Origin of the sequence: Serratia marcescens, from assembly GCF_001902635.1 — a bacterium.
GTDB lineage: Bacteria > Pseudomonadota > Gammaproteobacteria > Enterobacterales > Enterobacteriaceae > Serratia > Serratia marcescens_F.
This window is the reverse complement of sequence record NZ_MJAO01000034.1, coordinates 12187-34238: the sequence shown is the minus strand read 5'-3', so window position 1 is coordinate 34238 and position 22052 is coordinate 12187. Positions and strand designations below refer to the sequence as shown.

Below are 22052 nucleotides of genomic sequence, written 5' to 3'. Positions count from 1 at the left end.
ACTGATGTGGTTTACTGCTGATGGCGAATGGGTTAAAAAACCGACTCGCGGAAAACAAGGATGGGGATGTTCAGGACAACTCGACGGGTACTCGACTCGGACCTTTACTTTGCCACATCAAACCGATTCTGAAGCTGCCATTCTTAAAGAATGGTGGGTCGTGCAGGATTCGAACCTGCGACCAATTGATTAAAAGTCAACTGCTCTACCAACTGAGCTAACGACCCATAACAGTGGTGGGTGATGACGGGCTCGAACCGCCGACCCCCTCCGTGTAAAGGAGATGCTCTACCAACTGAGCTAATCACCCACTGTTGTGGTTACTGCTACTTCAGAAACTGGTGGGTCGTGCAGGATTCGAACCTGCGACCAATTGATTAAAAGTCAACTGCTCTACCAACTGAGCTAACGACCCAATTTCCCTGCTGCTTTAACATCTTGCAAGATGTCTTGGCAACGGCGGCATATATTACTAATTTATCTCGGCAGCGCAACCTAAATTTTTTACTGATACGTTCAACTGCTTGTTCTTCACGCGAATGAGCCCAGAAATCGGTCAAATCGACTAACTTCTGGGCTCATTTTTCTGACTGTTAACCGCCTACGCGAGTTTTCGCCTGTTTGGCCGCAGCACTGGTTGGGTACTGTTTAATCACCTGTTGGAACACGGCTTTGGCTTTATCGGCCTGCCCTTTCTCCTGCATGATGATACCCACCTTGTACATGGCGTCCGGCGCCTTCGGTGATTTAGCGTAATTCTTCACCACCACCGCAAAATAGTAAGCCGCATCGTCTTTTTTACCCTTGTTGTAGAACAACTGCCCCAGCCAATAGTTGGCGTTGGCTTGGTAGGTAGACTTTGGGTACTGTTTTATGAAGGACTGAAAAGCGGAAATCGCCTGGTCATACTGTTTTTTTTCCAGCGCCAGAGAAACAGCGGCGTTGTAGTCGCTGTTCTCATCACCGCCGCTCGGCGTTGCTGAAGCGGCCGCAGGTGCGCTGCCGCCCGCATCGGAAGATGCATCTGCGGCTGCCCCGCCGGCAGCGCCCGCCGCGGCAGAGGCGCTCTGAGCGCCGCCTTGGCCGAGGCTATCCATCTGCTGATAGATTTGCTTCTGGCGTTCAACTACCTGATTCAACTGATACTGGCTTTCCTGGATTTGCCCACGGAGAGAATCAATGTCACGTTGGTTGTCAGAGAGTTGCTGCTGGAGTTGGTTTAAAAGCTGGCCTTGAGCATTGCTGATGCGCTCAAGTGAGGTGACGCGGTCTTCGACCGAGCCGGAGCCGACATTACTGATTGGCGCTTGGGCAGTAGCGGCCCAAGGGGCCGCTACGCCAACCAGTAACGACAGACTCAACAGGTGACGTCTGAAGTTACTGTTCATGCGATTCTCTTAGTAAACCAGAACGGCACGACGGTTTTTAGCATAAGCCGCTTCGTCGTGGCCCAGTACTGCTGGTTTTTCTTTACCGTAAGAAACGATAGAGATCTGGTCAGCGGAAACGCCTTTACCCTGCAGGTACATTTTAACGGCGTTAGCACGACGCTCACCCAGAGCGATGTTGTATTCCGGCGTGCCGCGTTCGTCAGCGTGGCCTTCAACGGTCACTTTGTAAGACGGGTTGTTACGCAGGAATGCAGCGTGCGCGTCCAGCATCTGAGCGAATTCGGAGCTTACGTCATACTTGTCCAGGCCGAAGTAAACAATGTTGTTCTTCTGCAGTTCTTGCATCTGCAGACGAGCTTGTTCTTCGGAAGACAGGTTGCTGCTGCCGTTTTCCATACCAGTGCCAGCGCCCATACCAGATTGGTCGTTGTTTGCGCTTTTGTTAGAACTACAAGCTGCTACAGCCAGAACTGGCAGTGCCAGCAGAAGCCCTTTCAGCACTTTGTTCAGTTGCATTTCTTTGATCCTTTTATAGTTTGCCATACATATTTACACATGCATCACAGATACGGCGACCAGGCAGGGAATTTGACCTGTCCATCAGTTGCCGGAAGACGCGCTTTGAAACGCCCATCAGTTGACACCAACTGCAACACGGAGCCCATACCTTGCGTGGAGCTATAGATCACCATGGTGCCGTTTGGCGCAATACTAGGCGTTTCATCCAGGAAGGTGCCGGTCAAAACCTGAACGGCGCCCGATCCAAGATCTTGTTTGGCGATGTGCTGCGCACCACTGTTGGTGCTTACCATCACCAGGAATTTACCATCGGAGCTGACTTCAGAATCCTGGTTCTGAGAGCCTTCCCACGTCAGACGTTGTGCGGCACCGCCGCTGGCGCTGACTTTATAAATCTGCGGACGCCCGCCCTGGTCGGAAGTGAACGCCAGAGACTGGCCATCCGGGAACCAGGCCGGTTCGGTGTTGTTGTTGCGACCGTCGGTCAGCTGTGTGATCTGGCCAGAGCCGAGGTTCATCACGTACAGGTTCAGGCTGCCGCTTTTGGACAGCGCGAAGGCCAGCTTGCTGCCGTCCGGCGAGAACGCCGGCGCACCGTTGTGGCGCGGGAACGAAGCGATCTGACGGATAGCGCCGTTAGCCAGGGTCTGCACCACCAGCGCGGAGCGGCCGCTCTCGAAGGTCACATAAGCCAGCTTGCTGCCGTCCGGCGACCAAGCCGGCGACATCAGCGGCTCAGGCGAACGGTGCACCGTGAACTGGTTGTAACCGTCGTAATCCGCGACGCGCAGCTCATACGGGAATTTCCCGCCGTTGGTCTGCACTACGTAGGCGATACGGGTACGGAACGCGCCCTTGATGCCGGTCAGCTTCTCGAACACTTCGTCGCTGGCGGTATGGGCAGAATAACGCAACCATTGTTTGGTCACTTTATACTGGTTCTGCGCCAATACAGTGCCCGGCGAACCCGAGGTGTCCACCAGCTGGTAGGAGATCAGGTAGCTGCCGTCAGCGCCAGGTTGAACCTGGCCGACAACCACGGCGTCGATACCCAGCGCAGTCCAAGCCGCCGGCGTCACTTCAGACGCAGAGGTCGGTTGCTGCGGCATGCGCGCCACGTCAATCGGGTTGAATTTGCCGCTGTTGCGCAGATCCGCGCCGACAATCTTGCCGATATCTTCCGGTGGCGTGCCTGGGCCCGCCCATTTAAACGGCACCACGCCAATCGGACGAGCGGAGTCGACCCCTTGGGTGATTTCAATGCGAACTTCCGCGTGCAGCACGGACGCCCACAGAATTAAAAAACCTAGTGCTACTCGAAATGCCTGCTTCATCTCATCTCCCTTATCCAGGCGGGATGCCTGCGATAAATTAGCAGAATTTTAACAAACCAACTTACGTAAAACTACATAATCCCTGTTGGTTACCTTAGTACATCCCTGTGATATCACTCACTCAATCAACCGTTATTACGGTTTGAATTCAAGGATAGAATTCTTAAAGTGCTGATATACGGCATCGCTCGGCGGCTTCGGTATATGCGCCAACTTGGCGGCAGACACTGCTGCCTGACACAAGGCAGGATCGCCGCCCGCCGCTTGTACGCTTATCAGCAGGCCGTCCGGCGCCAGCTTGATACGCAGGTCGCAAGTTTTGCCGGCGAACGAACTGGCGTCATAGAACTTGCTCTCAATCGCACCTTTGACCTGCCCCATATAACCGCTGATATCCGCCCCGCTGGCGCCAGCCGTTTTGGCATTGCCCTGCCCGGCCGGTTTACCGTCGCCCTTCGATTTGGCACCGCCACCTTTCGGCGCGTTCTTGCCGTCCGCCAGGCCGCCAAACAGATCGTCAACTTCCGCCGATTGCTTCGCGGCATCGGCAGCGGCCTTCTTCTTCTCTGCGGCAGCTTGCTTGGCTGCCGCAGCTTTCTCAGCGGCGGCCGCTTTCTTCTCAGCCTCGGCGGCGGCCTTCTTCTCAGCTTCAGCAGCAGCCTTCTTCTCGGCTTCCGCTGCGGCTTTTTTCTCGGCTTCAGCGGCCGCTTTCTTCTCGGCGGCCTCTGCGGCTTTTTGCTCCGCAGCGGCGGCAGCGGCTTTCTTCGCCTCTTCCGCCTGTTTCTTGGCGGCAGCAGCGGCAGCCGCTTCTTTCTTGGCTTCCGCTTCGGCTTTCTTCTGCGCGTCCGCCTGCGCCTTGGCGACCTTGTCCGCTTCGGCTTTCGCCTTGGCGGCGGCGGCTTCGGCCACTTTCTGTTGCTCTTTGGCCTTGGCGGCTGCAGCTTCCGCCGCTTTTTGCTGCTCTGCGGCCTGTTTCTGCTGTTCCGCCGCCTTCTGCTGTTGTGCAGCCTGCGCTTTGGCTTCCTGCGCTGCTTTCTCCTGCGCCGCCAAACGCTCTTTCTCCAGCTCTTTCAGGCGCTGCTGTTGCTCCGCCTGCTTCTGCTGCAGCTCTTCGGCCTGTTGCTCCGCCTTTTTCTGGCGCTGCTTCTCGGCACGCTGCGCATCGTTGCTCTGCTGCTGCTGGCGGTTGTACTGTTCCACCACCGCGCCGGGATCGACCATCACCGCGCCCACCACGGTGCCATCACCACCACCGCCGGCGCCCATGTCGACCTTTTCCTGCAGCGATCCCCAAATCAGCAGGGCAATCAGTATGAAGTGCAGAACGACCGAAACAATAACGGCGCGGTTCAGCTTATCGTTTTGCTCAGTTGCCTTTACCAAAATAGATTCCCAAAAACTGGTGTTGCTTATACGGGGTTCCTGGGCCGCAGCGCAGGAACCGGGTTGCCGTTCGCCTTACGGTCAGATCGGCTGGGTCATCAGCCCCACGGAAGCCACGCCCGCCTGATGGAGAATATTCAATGCCTTGATAATCTCATCGTAAGGGACTTCCTTCGCGCCGCCGATCAAAAATACCGTTTTCGGGTTAGCCGCCAAACGCGACTTGGCTTCGGCCGCGACTTGCTCAGGCGGCAGCAGCTCCATACGGTTGTGATCCACCACCAGGGTGTATTGACCTACACCGGAAACCTCGAGGATCACCGGCGGATTGTCATCGCTGGACACCGTTTTGGAATCGGTGGCGTCCGGCAGGTCAACTTCCACGCTCTGCGTGATGATTGGCGCGGTTGCCATAAAGATCAGCAGCAGCACCAGCAACACGTCGAGCAGCGGAACGATGTTAATTTCGGACTTCAGCTCGCGCCGACTACGTCCACGTACTCTCGCCATGCTACCTCCTACTTATTTGCTGTCGCTGGAGAAGGCCTGACGATGCAGAATAGCGGTGAACTCTTCCATAAAGTTGTCGTAATTCTGCTCAAGCTTGTTGACGCGCTGGTTGAGACGGTTATAGGCCATCACCGCCGGGATCGCGGCGAACAGACCGATCGCGGTGGCGATCAGCGCTTCGGCGATACCCGGTGCCACCATCTGCAGCGTGGCTTGCTTCACCGCGCCCAGCGCGATAAAGGCGTGCATAATCCCCCACACGGTGCCGAACAGGCCGATATAAGGGCTGATCGAACCGACGGTGCCGAGGAATGGAATATGGGTTTCCAGCGTTTCCAGCTCGCGGTTCATCGAAATGCGCATCGCACGCGACGCCCCTTCGATCACCGACTCCGGCGCATGGTTGTTGGCGCGGTGCAGACGGGCGAACTCTTTGAATCCGGAATGGAAGATCTGCTCGGAGCCGGTCAGGCTATCGCGACGCGCCTGACTTTCCTGGTACAGACGGGAAAGCTCGATACCGGACCAGAATTTGTCTTCAAAGGCTTCGGCGTCGCGCGTCGCCGCATTGAGGATGCGAGTACGCTGAATGATGATCGCCCAAGAAGCCACCGAGAAGCATATCAAAATCAACATGATAAGCTTAACCAGCAGGCTCGCCTTCAAGAATAAATCTAGGATGTTCATGTCAGTCACTGCTTAAACTCCGCGACAATAGACTTAGGAAGCGCTCTTGGCTTCATTTGGTGTGGATCAATACAGGCAATCAGGACATCTGCCTGGCTCAGTAGGGCCCCGTCAGAATTGACAATGCGTTGAGCAAACGTGAGAGAAGCCCCGCGCAGACAGGTGATTTCGCTCTGGACTTCCAGTTGCTCGTCGAGACGAGCCGGAGCCAGATAATCCACCGTCATGCGCCGGACGACAAAAGCGACTTGTTCACTGAGCAGCTGCTGTTGATGAAAGTTGTGCTGACGCAGCATCTCTGTGCGCGCTCTTTCAAAAAAGGCGACGTAGCGGGCGTGATAGACCACACCACTGGCATCGGTATCCTCGTAGTAAACGCGAACCGGCCATCGAAACAACGTATTACTCACTCTACTTCCCAGCAATGCAATTTAACGCTGCTACTATACGCAAGACCGATCGGGTTGGGAATGGGTTACAAGATGGGAATGAAAATAATTATGGGCCGTGAGGGCCCATAACGTGGGGACATCGCTGAGATTATAAAGAAACGTAAAGTAATCCTGCGCCCAGGATCACAATTGCGGGAAGTGGCGCGAAAAAAGCACGCCAGACGCTGCGCTGCGGGCGGAATCCGAAACCGTGGATCACCCCGGCGCACACCGCCCAAATCAGCAACAGCCCTTCCCAAATCTCCAGCGAGCTGGTTTTGGCGGCGAAACGCGTCGGATCCCAGAACACGCACCCCGCCAAAATCAACGCCAGCACCAGGGAAAGGGCCCGGATCGGGCCCTTGTCGGTGACAGCGTACAGCTTGTCAATCACGGACGAGCTCATCACTTACCGTCTTGCTGAGCTTTGGTCGCTTCGCTCTGCTCCAGCGCCAGCGCCGTGATGATGCCGAAGGCGCAGGCAAGAAGCGTTCCGAGAATCCAGGCAAAATACCACATGGTTTAGCTCCTTATCCTTAGTACAGCGAATGCTTGTTGTTTTCGATGTAGTTCTTGTCGAGGCGACCGAACATTTTGTAGTACGACCAGCTGGTGTACGCCAAAACGATAGGCACGAAAATCGCCGCCACGACGGTCATCACTTTCAGCGTCAACAGGCTCGAGGTCGCGTCCCACATGGTCAGGCTGACGTTTGGCACGGTGCTGGACGGCATCACGAACGGGAACATGGTGACCCCGGCGGTGAGGATGACGCAGGCGATGGTCAACGACGAGGTGACGAACGCCAGCGCGCCTTTCTCCAGACGCGAGAACAGGATGGTGAACAACGGCAGCACCACGCCCAGTGCAGGCAATGCCCACAGCAGCGGATACTTGTTGAAGTTGATCAGCCATGCACCGGCCTGATGCGCCACTTCTTTACGCATCGGGTTGGATTCCGCCAGGGTGTCCAGCGCTGAAGTCACGACGAAACCGTCGATGCCTTTCACCAGCCACACGCCCGCCAGCAGGAAGCACACCGCCATGATCAACGTTGCGATCTGCGCCGTGGCGCGTGAACGCAGGTGGATCTCGCCGGTGGTGCGCATTTGCAGGTAGGTCGCGCCCTGGGTAACCAGCATGGTCAGGCTGACCACGCCCGCCAACAGACCGAACGGATTCAGCAGTTGGAAGAAGTTGCCGGTGTAGAACAGGCGCATGTACTCGTCCATGTGGAACGGCACACCCTGCAGCAGGTTGCCGAACGCCACGCCGAACACCAACGCAGGCACGAAGGAACCGATGAAGATGCCCCAGTCCCACATATTACGCCAGCGGCTGCTCTCCAGCTTGGAGCGGTAGTCGAAACCGACCGGGCGGAAGAACAAGGCGGACAGCACCAGGATCATGGCAACATAGAAGCCGGAGAAGGCCGCCGCGTACACCATTGGCCAGGCGGCAAACAGCGCGCCGCCGGCGGTGATCAGCCACACCTGGTTACCGTCCCAGTGCGGGGCGATGGAGTTGATCATCACCCGGCGCTCGGTATCGGTTTTACCGATGATGCGCACCAGAATGCCGACGCCCATGTCGAAACCGTCGGTGACGGCGAAGCCGATCAGCAGTACGCCAACCAGGACCCACCAAATAAATCGCAGTACTTCATAGTCAAACATACGTGGACTCCTGTTTAGCGCGCTTCCTGCACGGCGGCAGTCGGTTGTTCAAAGTGATAGCGGCCGGTTTTCAGGCTGCTTGGACCCAGACGCGCAAACTTGAACATCAGGTACAATTCAGCCACCAGGAACAGGGTGTACAAGCCGCAGATCAGCCCCATCGAGAACAGAATGTCGCCCGCAGTCAGCGAAGAGTTGGCGACCGCCGTCGGCAGCACCTCACCAATCGCCCACGGTTGACGGCCGTATTCCGCCACGAACCAGCCGGACTCGATCGCGATCCAAGGCAGCGGCAGGCCATACAGCGCCGCGCGGTGCAGCCATTTTTTCTGGCCGATGCGGCCGCGGATCACGTTCCAGAACGACAGACCGATGATCAACAGCATAATCACGCCACAGGCCACCATGATGCGGAAGGCGAAGTACAGCGGCGCCACGCGCGGAATGGAGTCCTTGGTCGCCAGCTGGATCTGCGCTTCCGTCGCGTCGGTGACGTTCGGGGTATAACGCTTCAGCAGCATGCCGTAGCCCAGGTCTTGCTTGGTTTTGTTGAACTCGGCGCGCACCGCAGGATCGGTGTTGCCGCCACGCAGCTCTTCCAGCAGCTGGTAGGCTTTCATCCCGTTGCGGATACGCACTTCATGCTGCGCCATCAGATCTTTCAGGCCGGTGACCTGAGTGTCCGTGGAGCGGGTGGCGATCAGGCCAAGCGCATACGGGATCTGAATAGAGAAGGAGTTTTCCATCTTGTCCTGATCGGGAATGCCGAACAGAGTGAAGGACGCCGGCGCCGGCTGGGTGTCCCATTCCGCTTCGATAGCGGCCAGTTTGGTTTTCTGCACGTCGCCCATTTCGTAGCCGGATTCATCACCCAGAACGATAACGGACAGAATGGCAGCCATACCGAAGCTGGCAGCGATGGCGAAGGAGCGCTTGGCGAAGGCGATGTCGCGGCCTTTCAGCAGGTAGTAGGAGCTGATGCCCAGAACGAACATCGCGCCACAGGTGTAGCCGGACGCCACGGTGTGAACGAATTTCACCTGCGCAACCGGGTTAAGCACCAGTTCGGAGAAGCTGACCATCTCCATGCGCATGGTTTCGAAGTTGAAATCCGAAGCGATCGGGTTCTGCATCCAGCCGTTGGCGACCAGGATCCACAGCGCGGACAGGTTGGAGCCGAGGGCCACGAACCAGGTTACCGCCATGTGCTGCACCTTGCTCAGACGATCCCAGCCGAAGAAGAACAGGCCGACCAGCGTCGATTCAAGGAAGAACGCCATCAGACCTTCGATAGCCAGAGGGGCCCCGAAGATATCGCCGACGTAGTGAGAGAAATACGACCAGTTAGTCCCGAACTGGAACTCCATGGTCAAACCGGTGGCCACACCCAGAGCAAAGTTAATCGCAAATAACTTTCCCCAGAATTTGGTCATGTCTTTATAGATTTGTTTGCCAGACAGGACATATACCGTTTCCATAATTGCCAGCAAGAACGCCATACCGAGCGTTAATGGGACAAATAAGAAATGGTACATCGCCGTTAAAGCAAACTGTAAGCGCGACAGTTCGACAATATCAAACATCTTGACTCCTTGCTCCTCGCAGGAAGACTCCGACACGCGGTTATCGGCACGCTTCTTTCAAAGCCGCCAGTAACGCCCCGCAGTGAATGCCCTTAAACACAACAAATTTGATCCAGCTTCTCCGCTTTCAACCGCACACTCGGCCAATAGCCCCTCGGGCCGCCGACAAGCACGCCACTGAAAACCGACAACGGGTAACAAATGCAACAAGATCAACCATCCATAATCACAACATGGATGATACTCGCCCAATCCCACACAATAAATAGGTTTTTACGTGACGTGGGTTAGACTTTTGGTTACAGGTCAAATCTTAGCCGAAAGAGGTACTTCGGGCTAATTTGATCTGAGACAATTTAAGCCTATCCGCATCTTATTTCCATATTCATCAGCACATTTCGCATAATTTTCTTAGGGTCATGTTGCGCAATGGTTTAATTGTTTTTTAATGATATTTTTGTGTTAAATAAATGTAATTTAAAAGGGCCGCCATTGTATTATTACGCGCTTATTATGCGACATAATTAACCTTTTATTTCCAATAAGCCGTGACAGTGATAGCAGTCACAAAACAACAAATCTCTCTCCAATATTAGTCTATTTCTCGCGATGGGATCGTAAAGGTTGCGATTTTGTAGCAAAATGGCCGCTTATGTTAAAATTTCATTGAGCGACAATAACTTATGAAAAAAATCATCTTTGCCTCTGTCTTGGGACTCTCGGGAAACGTCATGGCCACCGAAACGGTAAATATCACCCTGCTGGGCACCTCCGATCTGCACGGCACCTTCGTGCCCTGGGACTACGCCAGCGACACGGAAAATCTGGCGGGCAGCCTGAGCCAGATAGCCACCCAGATCAAAAAAGTGCGGGCCGAGCAGCCCAACCTGATCCTGGTTGACGCCGGCGATACCATTCAGGGCAACTTCGTCGAAACCTTCAAACATGAGGCCGTCAGCCCGATGATGCTGGGCCTCAACGCGCTCAATTACGACGTCTGGGTGATGGGTAACCACGAGTTCGACTTCGGCCTGCCGGTGCTGGCCACCCCGCTCAAGCAATTCAAGGGTGCGGCGCTGGCGGGCAATATCGTCTGGGACAACGGCAAACCCTATCTGCCGGCCTACACCATCATCGAACGCCAGGGCGTGAAGATCGGCATTATCGGCATGGACACGCCGATGACCGCGGAATTCGCCAAGGGCACCGATCGCATCAAAGGGCTGAACTTCACCGATCCGGTACTGGCGGTGAAACAGGTCATCAGGCAAATCGACGGCCAGGTCGACGCCATCGTGCTGGTGGCGCATATGGGCATCGACAACGAAAACCAGCGCCCGGGCACCGGCGTGGCCGACATCGCCAACGCCAACCCGGAGCTGGCGGCGATCGTCGCCGGCCACATGCACGTGAAGATCGACAAAGCGGTGGTTAACGGCGTCATCATCACCGAGCCGGATAAATACGGCCGCGCGCTGTCGCGCATCGACTTGCAGTTTGAACGCCGCGACGGCAAATTCACGCTGATCGACAAAAACAGCTACACCTACCCGATCAAGGGGTTGACGCCGGACAGCGCCATGCAGGCTCTCTACCAGCCGTACCATGACATTCTGCGCGCCAACGCCAATCGGGTGGTGGCGAAGCTGAGCGGCAGCGATCTGGTGCCCGCCGACGAATTCCGCGGCATTCCCCAGGTACACGTGCAGGATACCGGCATCAGTGCGCTGTTCCAGCAGGCCGCCCGCCACTATGCGCCGCTGGCGCAGGTGATCGCCCTGCAGATCGACAACGATCGCGCCAAACTGGACGTCGGCGACATCAAGGCCAAGGATATCGCCTTCAACTACCAATACGCCGGCGGCGAGATCACCGTTTATCAGCTCAACGGCAAGGCGCTCAAACGCTATATGGAGTGGTCCGCCGACTACTTCAATCAGCTGCAACCGGGCGACGTCACCTACAGCTTTAACCCGGCGCGACGCTCGTCCAAGTACTCCACCAACGATTTCTTCGACGGCGTCACCTATGCCATCGATCTGCGCCGCCCCGCCGGTTCACGCATCACCAATCTTCGCCTGGCGGACGGCACGCCGATCAGCGACGACATGCCGATCCGCCTGGGCATGAACAGTTACCGCATGGGCCACCTGACGCAAAAGGGCGGCGCGCTGGAGGGGCAATCCTTCCCGGTGCTGTTCGACAGCAAAGCGCAATACGGTGAAGAAGAAGGTACCATTCGCCAGCTGACCCTGCGCTACCTGACGGAAGTGAAACACGGCCACTATCAGGGCGTACCGCCGCAGCGCTGGAAACTGATCGGCATGGAGGGTTACGAACCGCAACGGGCAATCGTCAAACGGCTGCTCAATGAGGGCGTTATCCAGGTGCCGACCACCGACGACGGCCGCTACACCAACGTCGCGTCGATCAACGTCAAAAACGCGCTGTTCAGCAACGCCGACGATTACCGCGCCGCCCTCACCTCACTAGAACAGCAGCGGCAAGCCGCCGCGGATCCGGTGCAGCAGCGCCGCCTGCAGGATCGGATCGCGCTGATCCAGGCGCTCAACGACTTCTGATCTTCACCCATAAAAAAGGCCACCCAATGGGTGGCCAAACATGTCGAGATATTGTTATTTCGTACTAAATTCTTAGCGCTTCAGCACCGCTTTTACCGCGTCGCCGATGTCCGCCAGGCTGCGAACGGTTTTCACGCCCGCCGCTTCCAGCGCAGCAAACTTCTCGTCCGCCGTGCCTTTGCCGCCTGCGATGATGGCGCCCGCGTGGCCCATACGCTTGCCTTTCGGCGCGGTCACGCCGGCGATGTAGCCGACAACCGGTTTGGTGACGTGTTCTTTGATGTAAGCTGCCGCTTCTTCTTCAGCGCTGCCGCCGATCTCACCGATCATCACGATCGCTTCGGTCTGCGGATCCTGCTGGAACATCTTCAGGATATCGATGAAGTTGGAGCCCGGGATCGGGTCGCCGCCGATGCCCACGCAGGTGGACTGGCCCAGACCGGCATCGGTGGTTTGTTTCACCGCTTCATAGGTCAGGGTACCGGAGCGGGAAACGATGCCCACTTTGCCCGGCAGGTGGATGTGGCCAGGCATGATGCCGATTTTGCACTCGCCCGGGGTGATCACGCCAGGGCAGTTCGGCCCGATCATGCGCACGCCGGCTTCGTCCAGCTTCACTTTCACGGTCAGCATGTCCAGGGTCGGGATGCCTTCGGTGATGGTGATGATCAGTTTGATGCCGGCATCGATCGCTTCCAGGATGGAATCTTTGCAGAACGGTGCTGGAACGTAGATGACGGAGGCAGTTGCGCCGGTGGCTTCAACCGCTTCGCGCACGGTGTTGAACACCGGCAGACCCAGGTGCTGAGTGCCGCCTTTGCCCGGGGTTACGCCGCCAACCATTTTGGTGCCGTAAGCGATAGCTTGTTCGGAGTGGAAAGTCCCCTGGCTACCGGTGAAGCCCTGGCAAATTACTTTGGTGTTCTTATCGATTAAAATGGACATTATTTACCCTCCACTGCTGCAACAACTTGCTGAGCCGCATCAGTCAGGCTGGTCGCAGCAATGATATTCAGGCCGCTGTCCGCCAGTTTCTTGGCGCCCAGTTCGGCGTTGTTCCCTTCCAAGCGCACCACCACCGGGACGCTAACGCCCACTTCGGCCACTGCGCCGATGATGCCGTCGGCGATCAGATCGCAACGCACGATACCACCGAAGATGTTAACCAGAACCGCTTTCACCTTGTCGTCGGACAGGATGATTTTGAACGCTTCGGTCACGCGCTCTTTGGTCGCGCCGCCGCCAACGTCCAGGAAGTTGGCCGGTTCGCCGCCGTGCAGTTTAACGATGTCCATGGTGCCCATCGCCAGACCGGCGCCGTTAACCATGCAGCCGATGTTGCCGTCGAGGGCAACGTAGTTCAGCTCCCACTGAGCCGCACGGGATTCACGCTCGTCTTCCTGGGAAGGGTCACGCATTTCACGCAGTTCCGGCTGGCGGAACAGGGCGTTGCCGTCGGCGCCCAGTTTGCCGTCCAGGCACACCAGATCGCCCTGCTTGGTGATCACCAGCGGGTTGATCTCAACCATCGCCAGGTCACGCTCCAGGAACAGGGTAGCCAGACCCATGAAGATCTTGGCGAACTGGCTGACTTGCTTACCGGTCAGGCCCAGTTTGAAGGCCAGCTCACGGCCCTGATAAGGCTGTGGACCCGCCAGCGGATCGATGGTCATTTTGTGGATCAGTTCCGGGGTTTCTTCCGCCACTTTCTCGATTTCCACGCCGCCTTCGGTAGACGCCATGAATACGATGCGACGGGTCGCGCGATCCACGACGGCGCCCAGATACAGCTCTTTATCGATGTCGGTCGCCGCTTCCACCAGGATTTGGTTAACCGGCTGGCCCAGCGCGTCAGTCTGGTAAGTCACCAGACGCTTGCCCAACCAGGCTTCAGCGAAAGCACGGATATCTTCTTTGCTGTTGACGACTTTAACGCCGCCCGCTTTACCGCGGCCGCCAGCATGAACCTGACATTTCACCACCCACGGGCCGGAGCCGATTTTGGATGCGGCTTCTTCTGCTTCACGCGGAGTGGTACAGGCGTAACCGGTTGGTGCCGGCATGCCATACCGAGCAAACAGCTGTTTTGCCTGATATTCGTGTAAATTCATGATGTTCTATCCATTCAGTTCTGAAGGTTTTTAGCCGGACCATTATTACGCGGTAAACCGCATGGTTTTCCGGCCACATAGCACAGAGTGCGGGCGCGGCATCTTACCCGTCATACTTGACGCCGCATCTTTGTTGGCGGCTATCTCTCACCCCAGTCACATAGTTCGCTATGCTCCTGGGGTTCGCTCCGTTACCGCCGCGATGCAACGCCAATTATTTAGGGTATTGCGCCCGGCAAGGGTTACTAGACGTCCAGCAGCAGACGAGCCGGATCTTCCAGCATCTCTTTGACCGTCACCAGATAACCGACGGATTCTTTACCGTCGATCAGGCGGTGGTCATAAGACAGCGCCAGATACATCATCGGCTGGATCACCACCTGACCATTGACCGCCATTGGGCGATCCTTGATGGCGTGCATGCCCAGGATGGCGCTCTGCGGCGGGTTGATGATCGGGGTAGACATCAGCGAGCCGAATACGCCGCCGTTGGTAATGGTGAAGTTACCGCCGGTCAGCTCTTCCACGGTCAGTTTTCCGTCGCGGCCCTTAACGGCCAGCTCTTTGATTTTCTTCTCGATGTCAGCCATGCTCATGGCGTCTACATCGCGCAGTACCGGCGTCACCAGGCCGCGCGGGGTAGAAACCGCGATGCTGATGTCGAAGTAGTTGTGGTAAACCACGTCGGAACCGTCGATCGACGCGTTCACTTCCGGGAAACGCTTCAGCGCTTCAACCACGGCCTTGATGTAGAAGGACATGAAGCCCAGACGCACGCCGTGGCGCTTCTCGAAAGCTTCGCCGTACTGTTTGCGCAGGTCCATGATCGGCTGCATGTTGATTTCGTTGAAGGTAGTCAGCATTGCGGTGCTGTTCTTCGCTTCCAGCAGACGCTCAGCGACGCGTTTGCGCAGGCGGGTCATCGGCACGCGTTTTTCGCTGCGGCCAGCCAGAGCAGGCTGCGGCGCGGCTTCAGCGGCGGCCGGTTTGGCAGCGGCGCCGCCTTTGGCCAGGTGCGCTTCCACGTCTTCACGCGTGATGCGGCCACCCACGCCGGTGCCTTTGATAGCGCCGGCATCGAGATCGTGTTCAGCGATCAGGCGGCGAATCGCCGGGCTGAGCGCGTCATTGCTTTCTTCTTCCAGGCTCGCGGTAGCGCGCTGTGCAGGCGTGGCTTCTTTCTCCTGGCTCTTCTCGGCGGTCGGCTTGCCGGAGCTGTCGCCCGGACGGATGCGGCCGAGCAGCTGGCGAGACAGCACGGTCGCGCCCTCTTCTTCCACGATAGCATCGAGAATACCCGCTTCACTGGCCGGCACTTCCAACACCACTTTGTCGGTTTCGATTTCAACCAGAACTTCATCACGCTGAACGCTGTCGCCCGGTTTTTTGTGCCAGGTGGCTACGGTCGCATCGGCAACCGATTCAGGAAGGTCAGGAACCAGAATATCTACGCTACTCATTTAGCTTTCCCTTAAGTTTTTTATCATCTGCTTGCCGGCCCCTCGGCCGGCAGGCGAGCGAAAATTAGTCAATATTCAGCGCATCGTTCACCAGAGCCTGCTGCTGCTTCTGGTGTACGGACATATAACCCACCGCCGGAGAGGCGGAGGCCGGACGTCCTGCGTAACGTAAAGAAGCCCCGAACGGCACCACTTCACGGAAGTTGTGTTGGCTGCAGTACCAGGCGCCCTGGTTCAGCGGCTCTTCCTGACACCAGACGAAATCATGCACGTGCGAGTATTGCTCCAGCACGGCCTGCACGGCCTGATGCGGGAACGGATACAGCTGCTCGATACGCACGATGGCCACGTCTTTCTGCTCGTTCTTGCGACGCTGTTCCAGCAGGTCGTAGTAGACCTTACCGGAGCACAGCACGACGCGCTTGACCGCTTTCGGATCCAAGTCGTCGATCTCGCCGATCGCCGGCAGGAAGGTGCCGTTGGCCAGCTCGTCCAGCGAAGAAATCGCCAGCGGGTGACGCAGCAGCGACTTCGGCGACATCACCACCAGCGGACGGCGCATACCGCGCAGCGCCTGACGACGCAGCATGTGGTAAACCTGCGCCGGCGTGGACGGGACGCAGACCTGCATGTTCTGCTCTGCGCACAGCTGCAGATAGCGTTCCAGACGCGCGGAGGAGTGCTCAGGGCCCTGGCCTTCATAGCCGTGCGGCAGCAGCATCACCAGGCCGCACATACGGCCCCATTTTTGCTCGCCGGAGCTGATGAACTGGTCGATCACCACCTGTGCGCCGTTGGCGAAGTCGCCGAACTGCGCTTCCCAGATGGCCAGCGTGCGCGGTTCCGCCGTGGCGTAACCGTATTCGAACGCCAGCACCGCCTCTTCAGACAACACGGAGTCCCAGACCTTGAATTCGCCCTGGCCGCTGTGGATATTCGCCAGCGGAACGTAGACTGAACCGTTTTTCTGGTTGTGCACCACCGCGTGACGGTGGAAGAAGGTGCCGCGGCCGGCGTCTTCGCCGGAGATACGGATTGGAATACCTTCATCCGCCATGGTGGCGTAGGCCAGCGTTTCGGCGGCGCCCCAGTCGAACGGTTTGTTGCCCGCAGCCATCTCGGCGCGGTCAGCGTAGATTTTCGCCACGCGCGACTGCATTTCGATCGCTTCCGGCACGGTGCTGATGCGGCGGCCCAGTTCCTGCAGGCGCTTCATCTCAACCTTGCTCGGGTACTCTTCGTCCCACTCGTGGTTCAGGTACGGTGACCAGGTGAAGGAGTGCAGGTTCATCGGACGCCACTCTTCAACCACGCAATCACCGCGGTCGAGCGCGTCGCGGTACAGGTTGACCATTTCCGTGGCATCTTCCAGGCTGGCCACTTTCTGTTCGGTCAGAACGTCAGCGTAGATTTTGCGCGGCGTAGGGTGTTTCTTGATCTTCTGATACATCACCGGCTGGGTGGCGCTCGGCTCGTCGGCCTCGTTGTGCCCATGGCGACGGTAGCAGACCAGATCGATCATCACGTCACGCTTAAAGGTGTTACGGAAATCCAACGCCAGGCGGGTGACGAAGGCCACGGCTTCCGGATCGTCCGCGTTGACGTGGAAGATCGGCGCCTGAACCATTTTGGCGATGTCGGTGCAGTATTCGGTAGAGCGCGCATCCAGCGGGTTGGAGGTGGTGAAGCCAACCTGGTTGTTGATGACGATGCGCACGGTACCGCCCACTTCGTAGCCGCGGGCCTGAGACATGTTCAGGGTTTCCTGAACCACGCCCTGGCCGGTGATGGCGGCGTCGCCGTGGATGGTGATCGGCAGCACCATGTTGCTGCGCGCTTCGTCCAGACGATCGCGACGGGCACGTACCGAACCCATGACCACCGGGCTGACAATCTCCAGGTGCGACGGGTTAAACGCCAGCGCCAGGTGAACCATGCCGCCTTCGGTTTCCACGTCGGAAGAGAAGCCCTGGTGATATTTCACGTCACCGGTGCCGAGGTGTTCTTTATGCTTGCCGGCGAATTCGTCGAACAGATCGGCCGGCTTTTTGCCCAGCACGTTGATCAGCACGTTCAGACGGCCGCGGTGGGCCATGCCCAACACCACTTCGCGCGTGCCGTTCTTACCGGCGTGGCGCACCATCTCTTTCAGCATCGGTACCAGCGCGTCGCCGCCTTCCAGCGAGAAGCGTTTGGCGCCCGGGAATTTGGCACCCAGGTAACGTTCCAGGCCTTCCGCCGCGGTCAGCTCGTTCAGGAAACGGCGTTTTTCGTCGGCGGTAAAGCTGGCGCGCCCCACCACCGACTCGATGCGCTGCTGGATCCAGCGTTTCTCTTCGGTGTTGGTGATGTGCATGTACTCAGCACCGATCGACCCGCAGTAGGTCTGCTTCAGCGCGGCATACAGATCGCCCAGCTTCATGGTTTCTTTGCCGATGGCGAAAGAGCCCACGTTGAAGGTTTCCTGGAAATCGGCTTCGGTTAGGTTGTGGTAAGCGGGATCAAGGTCAGGAACTTGCTCGCGCTGCCACAGGCCGAGCGGATCGAGGTTGGCATGCTGATGCCCGCGGAAGCGGAAGGCGTTGATCAGCTGCAGTACCTTGACCTGTTTGGCGTCGGTTTCCGGATCGGTGATGGTGGTGTTGTAGCGCGCGGAGTCTTTCGCCAGGCGGCGGAAGTAATCGCGCGTTTGAGAGTGAAGCTGATCGGGTTTAACACCCGCGGTTGGTAGCTGTTGAAAAATGGAACGCCAGCTATCTTCAACGGAACCCGGATCGGTTAAGAAGTCTTCATAGAGCTGCTCTATGTAAGACTGGTTCGCGCCCGCCAGATAGGAGGAATCCAGCCAGGCCTTCATTGCGCCGTTCTGCATCATGATCCCTTAAGCTTTGAAGCTTTAGTTTTCGCCGTGGTTAACATAATTACCGTGATGAATACGGTTTGCCGTAAAACGGTTCACTCGACGTACTTGCGGCCATGACGGCCCGATACGTTCTGTTATGGACCTTGCGGTCCCTTACAAGGAACCTCTAAAAACCGGCGGAAGAACCAGGCTGCATAGCGCCGCAGCCGCGGGTCAGTTTTTAGAGGTTCCCTCCCCTATGGGATGTGCGCCGGAAAAGAGCCCGGCGCAGCATCTCATTCCGTTTATGCGCCGCGTTGCAGCAGCATAGACTTGATATGCCCGATCGCACGCGTCGGGTTCAAGCCTTTAGGACATACACTGACACAATTCATAATGCTATGGCAGCGGAAAACACTAAAAGCGTCGTCCAGATCATCTAAACGTTCTTGCGTTTCCGTGTCACGGCTGTCGATCAGGAAGCGATATGCCGCCAGCAGACCGGCCGGGCCGATGAACTTGTCCGGGTTCCACCAGAACGATGGGCAAGAGGTCGAGCAACAGGCGCACAGAATACACTCGTACAGACCGTCCAGCTTGGCGCGCTGTTCCGGCGACTGCAGGTGTTCGCGCGCCGGCGGGTTCTTGCCGTCGTTCAGCAGGTATGGCTTGATCTTTTCATACTGGGTGTAGAACTGGCCCATATCCACCACCAGATCGCGCACCACCGGCAAACCCGGCAGCGGACGGATCACGATCTTGCCGTTGCCTTTGCGCAGCGACGAAACCGGGGTGATGCACGCCAGGCCGTTTTTACCGTTCATGTTCAGGCCGTCGGAACCGCACACGCCTTCGCGGCATGAGCGACGGAACGACAGGGTCGGGTCCTTTTCTTTCAGCTGGATCAAGGCATCCAGCAGCATCATGTCGCGACCTTCTTCCGCTTCCAGGGTGTAGTCCTGCATATGCGGTGCGTCATCGACATCCGGGTTGTAGCGATAAATGGAAAACTCGAGTTTCATCTGTCGATCTCCGCAATTAGTAAGAACGCACTTTCGGCGGGAATGCCGGGCGCAGCTTCGGTTGCATGTTCACTTCACGACGCGTCATGCTTTCCGATTGCGGCAGATACAGCGAATGGCACAGCCAGTTGGCGTCATCGCGCTCCGGGTAGTCGAAGCGACTGTGCGCGCCACGGCTCTCGGTACGGAAGTTGGCCGACACGGCGGTGGAATACGCGGTCTCCATCAGGTTATCCAACTCCAGGCATTCGATGCGCTGGGTGTTGAACTCGCTGGAGGTATCGTCCAGGCGTGCGTTCTTCAGACGTTCACGGATCACTTTCAGTTCTTCCAGGCCCTTGGCCATCGCATCGCCTTCGCGGAATACCGAGAAGTTGTGCTGCATGCAAGACTGCAGCGCTTTGCGAATTTCGACCGGGTCTTCGCCGGAACGGGTATTGTTCCAACGGTTCAGACGGTCCAGCGAGGCTTCCACGTCGGAGTCGCTGGCGTCACGGCTCACGCCCTGCTCTTCCAGCGATTCCTGCAGGTGCATGCCGGCGGAACGGCCGAACACCACCAGGTCCAGCAGCGAGTTGCCGCCCAGACGGTTGGCGCCGTGCACCGATACGCAGGCGATTTCGCCCACGGCGAACAGCCCCGGGATCACCACATCTTCGCCTTTCTCGTTCACGGTCAGCGCCTGGCCGGTCACCTTGGTCGGAATGCCGCCCATCATGTAGTGACAGGTTGGGATAACCGGGATCGGCTCTTTCACCGGATCGACGTGCGCAAAGGTGCGGGACAGCTCCAGAATGCCCGGCAGACGGGATTCCAGCACCTCTTTGCCCAGGTGGTCCAGCTTCAGCTTGGCGTGCGGGCCCCAAGGACCGTCGCAGCCGCGGCCTTCGCGGATTTCGATCATGATCGAACGGGCAACCACGTCGCGGCCCGCCAAATCTTTGGCGTTCGGCGCATAACGCTCCATGAAGCGTTCGCCGTGTTTGTTCAGCAGGTAGCCGCCTTCGCCGCGGCAGCCTTCGGTCACCAGCACGCCCGCGCCGGCGATGCCGGTCGGGTGGAACTGCCACATTTCCATGTCCTGCACCGGCACGCCGGCGCGCAGCGCCATGCCGACACCGTCACCGGTGTTGATGTGGGCGTTGGTGGTGGACTGGTAAATACGGCCTGCGCCGCCGGTCGCCAGCACGGTGGCCTTGGCTTTGAAGTAAACCACTTCACCGGTTTCGATGCAGATAGCCGTGGTGCCGACCACCGCGCCGTCCTGGTTTTTCACCAGATCAAGCGCATACCACTCGGAGAAGATGGTGGTGTGGTTTTTCAGGTTCTGTTGGTACAGGGTGTGCAGCAGCGCATGGCCGGTACGGTCGGCTGCGGCTGCGGTACGCGCCGCCTGCTCGCCGCCGAAGTTCAGCGACTGGCCGCCGAACGGGCGCTGGTAGATGCGGCCGTCGTCCAAGCGAGAGAATGGCAGGCCCATGTGTTCCAGTTCCAGAATCGCTTCCGGGCCGGTTTTACACATATACTCGATGGCGTCCTGGTCACCGATATAGTCGGAACCTTTCACCGTGTCGTACATATGCCATTCCCAGTTGTCCTCGTGGCTGTTGCCCAGCGCGACGGTGATGCCGCCCTGTGCAGACACGGTATGGGAACGGGTCGGGAAAACTTTGGACAGCAGGGCACAGGTCGAGCCCGCTTGGGAAATTTGCAGCGCGGCACGCATGCCCGCACCGCCGGCGCCGATTACGACGGCATCAAACTCTCTGACTGGCAGTTTCATTTAAGCACCCCACACTACGATTGTTCCGTACAGTAAATAGACCAGCAACGCGACCACAACAGCCAGCTGCAACACCAGGCGAACCGCCAGCGGCTTGACGTAGTCCGTCAGCACCTGCCACAGCCCGATCCAGGCGTGCACCAGAATCGACAGCAAGGTCAGCAAAGTGAACACTTTCGTAATGGAAGTGGCGAAGAAACCGCGCCAGATGTCATAAGTGAGTTCCGGAGCCGTAACGAAGAAGCCCAGGATATACAGGACGTACAGGGTAATGATGATAGCGGAAGCGCGCAGCAGCAGCCAATCGTGCACGCCGTTGCGCCCTAATGCAGAAACGTTGTTTACCATACGAGGACTCCAGCCAGAACTGACAGCACGACGGTCAGACCGATCGCCACCTGGGCGGAACGGGTACCGGCGGCCAAACTCTCTTCGATGTAGCCAAAATCCATTAACAAGTGACGAATGCCACCGCAAATGTGATAGGCCAGCGCCGTGAGGATGCCCCAGAATATGAATTTGACGATGAAGCTATTCATGATGGCGGCCGCCTGCAGGAACCCCTCTTGGGAAGAGAGTGACAGGCCCAGCAGCCAGAGGAGGATACCCACGGCAACGAAGGTAATTACGCCAGAGACTCGGTGTAAGATAGACGCTATCGCAGTTACGGGGAACCGGATCGTTTGCAGATCCAAGTTGACAGGTCGTTGTTTTTTCACGTATTTGCCCACACAGCTC

At 57.7% G+C, this 22052-nt stretch carries 20 protein-coding genes and 3 tRNA genes; 1 reads left to right on the top strand and 22 read right to left on the bottom strand.

Annotated features, from left to right (window positions below):
• Window positions 1-151 precede the first annotated feature (151 nt).
• From BHU62_RS22685 to cydA, 14 genes are all read right to left on the bottom strand, one after another.
• Window positions 152-227: transfer RNA gene (locus tag BHU62_RS22685), tRNA-Lys, on the bottom strand.
• 7 nt (window positions 228-234) lie between these two features.
• Window positions 235-310, bottom strand: a tRNA-Val gene (locus tag BHU62_RS22680).
• A 29-nt stretch (window positions 311-339) separates the two neighbouring features.
• A tRNA-Lys gene (locus BHU62_RS22675) sits at window positions 340-415 on the bottom strand.
• A gap of 178 nt (window positions 416-593) precedes the next feature.
• Window positions 594-1388 carry a cell division protein CpoB gene (gene cpoB / locus BHU62_RS22670; RefSeq protein ID WP_073534673.1) on the bottom strand — a complete coding sequence of 265 codons (795 nt, stop codon included), beginning with the start codon at window positions 1386-1388 and terminating at the stop codon, window positions 594-596.
• Window positions 1389-1397: 9 nt separating this feature from the next.
• Window positions 1398-1907 carry a peptidoglycan-associated lipoprotein Pal gene (gene pal / locus BHU62_RS22665; protein WP_025160033.1) on the bottom strand — a complete coding sequence of 170 codons (510 nt, stop codon included), beginning with the start codon at window positions 1905-1907 and terminating at the stop codon, window positions 1398-1400.
• 44 nt (window positions 1908-1951) lie between these two features.
• A complete protein-coding gene (gene tolB / locus BHU62_RS22660) occupies window positions 1952-3244 on the bottom strand; it encodes a Tol-Pal system beta propeller repeat protein TolB (RefSeq protein WP_073534672.1) in 1293 nt (430 codons plus the stop codon).
• A 135-nt stretch (window positions 3245-3379) separates the two neighbouring features.
• On the bottom strand, window positions 3380-4627 hold the full coding sequence (gene tolA / locus BHU62_RS22655) for a cell envelope integrity protein TolA (protein ID WP_073534671.1): 1248 nt from the start codon (window positions 4625-4627) through the stop codon (window positions 3380-3382).
• Window positions 4628-4708: 81 nt separating this feature from the next.
• Window positions 4709-5137 carry a colicin uptake protein TolR gene (tolR, locus tag BHU62_RS22650; protein ID WP_004939859.1) on the bottom strand — a complete coding sequence of 143 codons (429 nt, stop codon included), beginning with the start codon at window positions 5135-5137 and terminating at the stop codon, window positions 4709-4711.
• Between the two features lie 12 nt (window positions 5138-5149).
• On the bottom strand, window positions 5150-5833 hold the full coding sequence (gene tolQ, locus BHU62_RS22645; RefSeq protein WP_004939862.1) for a Tol-Pal system protein TolQ: 684 nt from the start codon (window positions 5831-5833) through the stop codon (window positions 5150-5152).
• Window positions 5830-6234: a tol-pal system-associated acyl-CoA thioesterase gene (ybgC, locus tag BHU62_RS22640; protein ID WP_025160034.1), complete on the bottom strand. Its 405-nt coding sequence runs from the start codon at window positions 6232-6234 to the stop codon at window positions 5830-5832. Before ybgC ends, tolQ begins: the two co-directional genes overlap by 4 nt.
• A gap of 130 nt (window positions 6235-6364) precedes the next feature.
• Window positions 6365-6661: a cyd operon protein YbgE gene (gene ybgE, locus BHU62_RS22635; protein ID WP_073534670.1), complete on the bottom strand. Its 297-nt coding sequence runs from the start codon at window positions 6659-6661 to the stop codon at window positions 6365-6367.
• On the bottom strand, window positions 6661-6774 hold the full coding sequence (gene cydX, locus BHU62_RS22630; protein ID WP_004939868.1) for a cytochrome bd-I oxidase subunit CydX: 114 nt from the start codon (window positions 6772-6774) through the stop codon (window positions 6661-6663). Before cydX ends, ybgE begins: the two co-directional genes overlap by 1 nt.
• A gap of 17 nt (window positions 6775-6791) precedes the next feature.
• The gene (gene cydB, locus BHU62_RS22625) at window positions 6792-7931 is read right to left on the bottom strand and encodes a cytochrome d ubiquinol oxidase subunit II (protein WP_073534669.1); all 1140 of its coding nucleotides are present in this window, start codon (window positions 7929-7931) and stop codon (window positions 6792-6794) included.
• Window positions 7932-7945: 14 nt separating this feature from the next.
• Window positions 7946-9514, bottom strand: coding sequence for a cytochrome ubiquinol oxidase subunit I (gene cydA / locus BHU62_RS22620; protein ID WP_019454034.1), 1569 nt, complete (start codon window positions 9512-9514; stop codon window positions 7946-7948).
• Between the two features lie 683 nt (window positions 9515-10197).
• Here cydA and BHU62_RS22615 point away from each other — a divergent pair.
• On the top strand, window positions 10198-12096 hold the full coding sequence (locus BHU62_RS22615) for a bifunctional metallophosphatase/5'-nucleotidase (RefSeq protein ID WP_073534668.1): 1899 nt from the start codon (window positions 10198-10200) through the stop codon (window positions 12094-12096).
• A gap of 72 nt (window positions 12097-12168) precedes the next feature.
• On the opposite strand, the gene sucD is transcribed toward BHU62_RS22615, so the two are convergent.
• The 8 genes from sucD to sdhC form a co-directional block, all read right to left on the bottom strand.
• Window positions 12169-13041, bottom strand: coding sequence for a succinate--CoA ligase subunit alpha (gene sucD, locus BHU62_RS22610; protein WP_004939878.1), 873 nt, complete (start codon window positions 13039-13041; stop codon window positions 12169-12171).
• Entirely contained in the window at window positions 13041-14207 is a 1167-nt protein-coding gene (sucC, locus tag BHU62_RS22605; RefSeq protein WP_073534667.1) for an ADP-forming succinate--CoA ligase subunit beta, read from the bottom strand. Before sucC ends, sucD begins: the two co-directional genes overlap by 1 nt.
• 245 nt (window positions 14208-14452) lie before the next feature.
• Complete coding sequence (gene odhB, locus BHU62_RS22600) at window positions 14453-15667, bottom strand: 2-oxoglutarate dehydrogenase complex dihydrolipoyllysine-residue succinyltransferase (protein ID WP_033642197.1); 1215 nt, start codon at window positions 15665-15667, stop codon at window positions 14453-14455.
• A gap of 64 nt (window positions 15668-15731) precedes the next feature.
• Window positions 15732-18539 (bottom strand): 2-oxoglutarate dehydrogenase E1 component, encoded by a 2808-nt coding sequence (gene sucA, locus BHU62_RS22595; RefSeq protein WP_073534674.1) that lies wholly within the window; start codon window positions 18537-18539, stop codon window positions 15732-15734.
• A 275-nt stretch (window positions 18540-18814) separates the two neighbouring features.
• Complete coding sequence (locus BHU62_RS22590; protein ID WP_015376975.1) at window positions 18815-19531, bottom strand: succinate dehydrogenase iron-sulfur subunit; 717 nt, start codon at window positions 19529-19531, stop codon at window positions 18815-18817.
• 16 nt (window positions 19532-19547) lie between these two features.
• Entirely contained in the window at window positions 19548-21314 is a 1767-nt protein-coding gene (sdhA, locus tag BHU62_RS22585) for a succinate dehydrogenase flavoprotein subunit (protein ID WP_015376974.1), read from the bottom strand.
• The gene (gene sdhD, locus BHU62_RS22580; protein ID WP_004939891.1) at window positions 21315-21662 is read right to left on the bottom strand and encodes a succinate dehydrogenase membrane anchor subunit; all 348 of its coding nucleotides are present in this window, start codon (window positions 21660-21662) and stop codon (window positions 21315-21317) included.
• Window positions 21656-22045 carry a succinate dehydrogenase cytochrome b556 subunit gene (gene sdhC / locus BHU62_RS22575; RefSeq protein ID WP_004939893.1) on the bottom strand — a complete coding sequence of 130 codons (390 nt, stop codon included), beginning with the start codon at window positions 22043-22045 and terminating at the stop codon, window positions 21656-21658. The genes sdhD and sdhC overlap by 7 nt, the downstream gene beginning before the upstream one ends.
• Between the last annotated feature and the right edge of the window lie 7 nt (window positions 22046-22052).

Coding starts and splice junctions, on each gene's coding strand:
- tolR (WP_004939859.1), bottom strand. CDS start 5,137: ATGGCGAGAGTACGTGGACGTAGTCGGCGCGAGCTGAAGTCCGAAATT.
- pal (WP_025160033.1), bottom strand. CDS start 1,907: ATGCAACTGAACAAAGTGCTGAAAGGGCTTCTGCTGGCACTGCCAGTT.
- BHU62_RS22615 (WP_073534668.1), top strand. CDS start 10,198: ATGAAAAAAATCATCTTTGCCTCTGTCTTGGGACTCTCGGGAAACGTC.
- ybgE (WP_073534670.1), bottom strand. CDS start 6,661: ATGAGCTCGTCCGTGATTGACAAGCTGTACGCTGTCACCGACAAGGGC.
- tolB (WP_073534672.1), bottom strand. CDS start 3,244: ATGAAGCAGGCATTTCGAGTAGCACTAGGTTTTTTAATTCTGTGGGCG.
- odhB (WP_033642197.1), bottom strand. CDS start 15,667: ATGAGTAGCGTAGATATTCTGGTTCCTGACCTTCCTGAATCGGTTGCC.
- sucD (WP_004939878.1), bottom strand. CDS start 13,041: ATGTCCATTTTAATCGATAAGAACACCAAAGTAATTTGCCAGGGCTTC.
- cydB (WP_073534669.1), bottom strand. CDS start 7,931: ATGTTTGACTATGAAGTACTGCGATTTATTTGGTGGGTCCTGGTTGGC.
- cpoB (WP_073534673.1), bottom strand. CDS start 1,388: ATGAACAGTAACTTCAGACGTCACCTGTTGAGTCTGTCGTTACTGGTT.
- sucC (WP_073534667.1), bottom strand. CDS start 14,207: ATGAATTTACACGAATATCAGGCAAAACAGCTGTTTGCTCGGTATGGC.
- sucA (WP_073534674.1), bottom strand. CDS start 18,539: ATGCAGAACGGCGCAATGAAGGCCTGGCTGGATTCCTCCTATCTGGCG.
- cydX (WP_004939868.1), bottom strand. CDS start 6,774: ATGTGGTATTTTGCCTGGATTCTCGGAACGCTTCTTGCCTGCGCCTTC.
- sdhD (WP_004939891.1), bottom strand. CDS start 21,662: ATGGTAAACAACGTTTCTGCATTAGGGCGCAACGGCGTGCACGATTGG.
- cydA (WP_019454034.1), bottom strand. CDS start 9,514: ATGTTTGATATTGTCGAACTGTCGCGCTTACAGTTTGCTTTAACGGCG.
- BHU62_RS22590 (WP_015376975.1), bottom strand. CDS start 19,531: ATGAAACTCGAGTTTTCCATTTATCGCTACAACCCGGATGTCGATGAC.
- sdhA (WP_015376974.1), bottom strand. CDS start 21,314: ATGAAACTGCCAGTCAGAGAGTTTGATGCCGTCGTAATCGGCGCCGGC.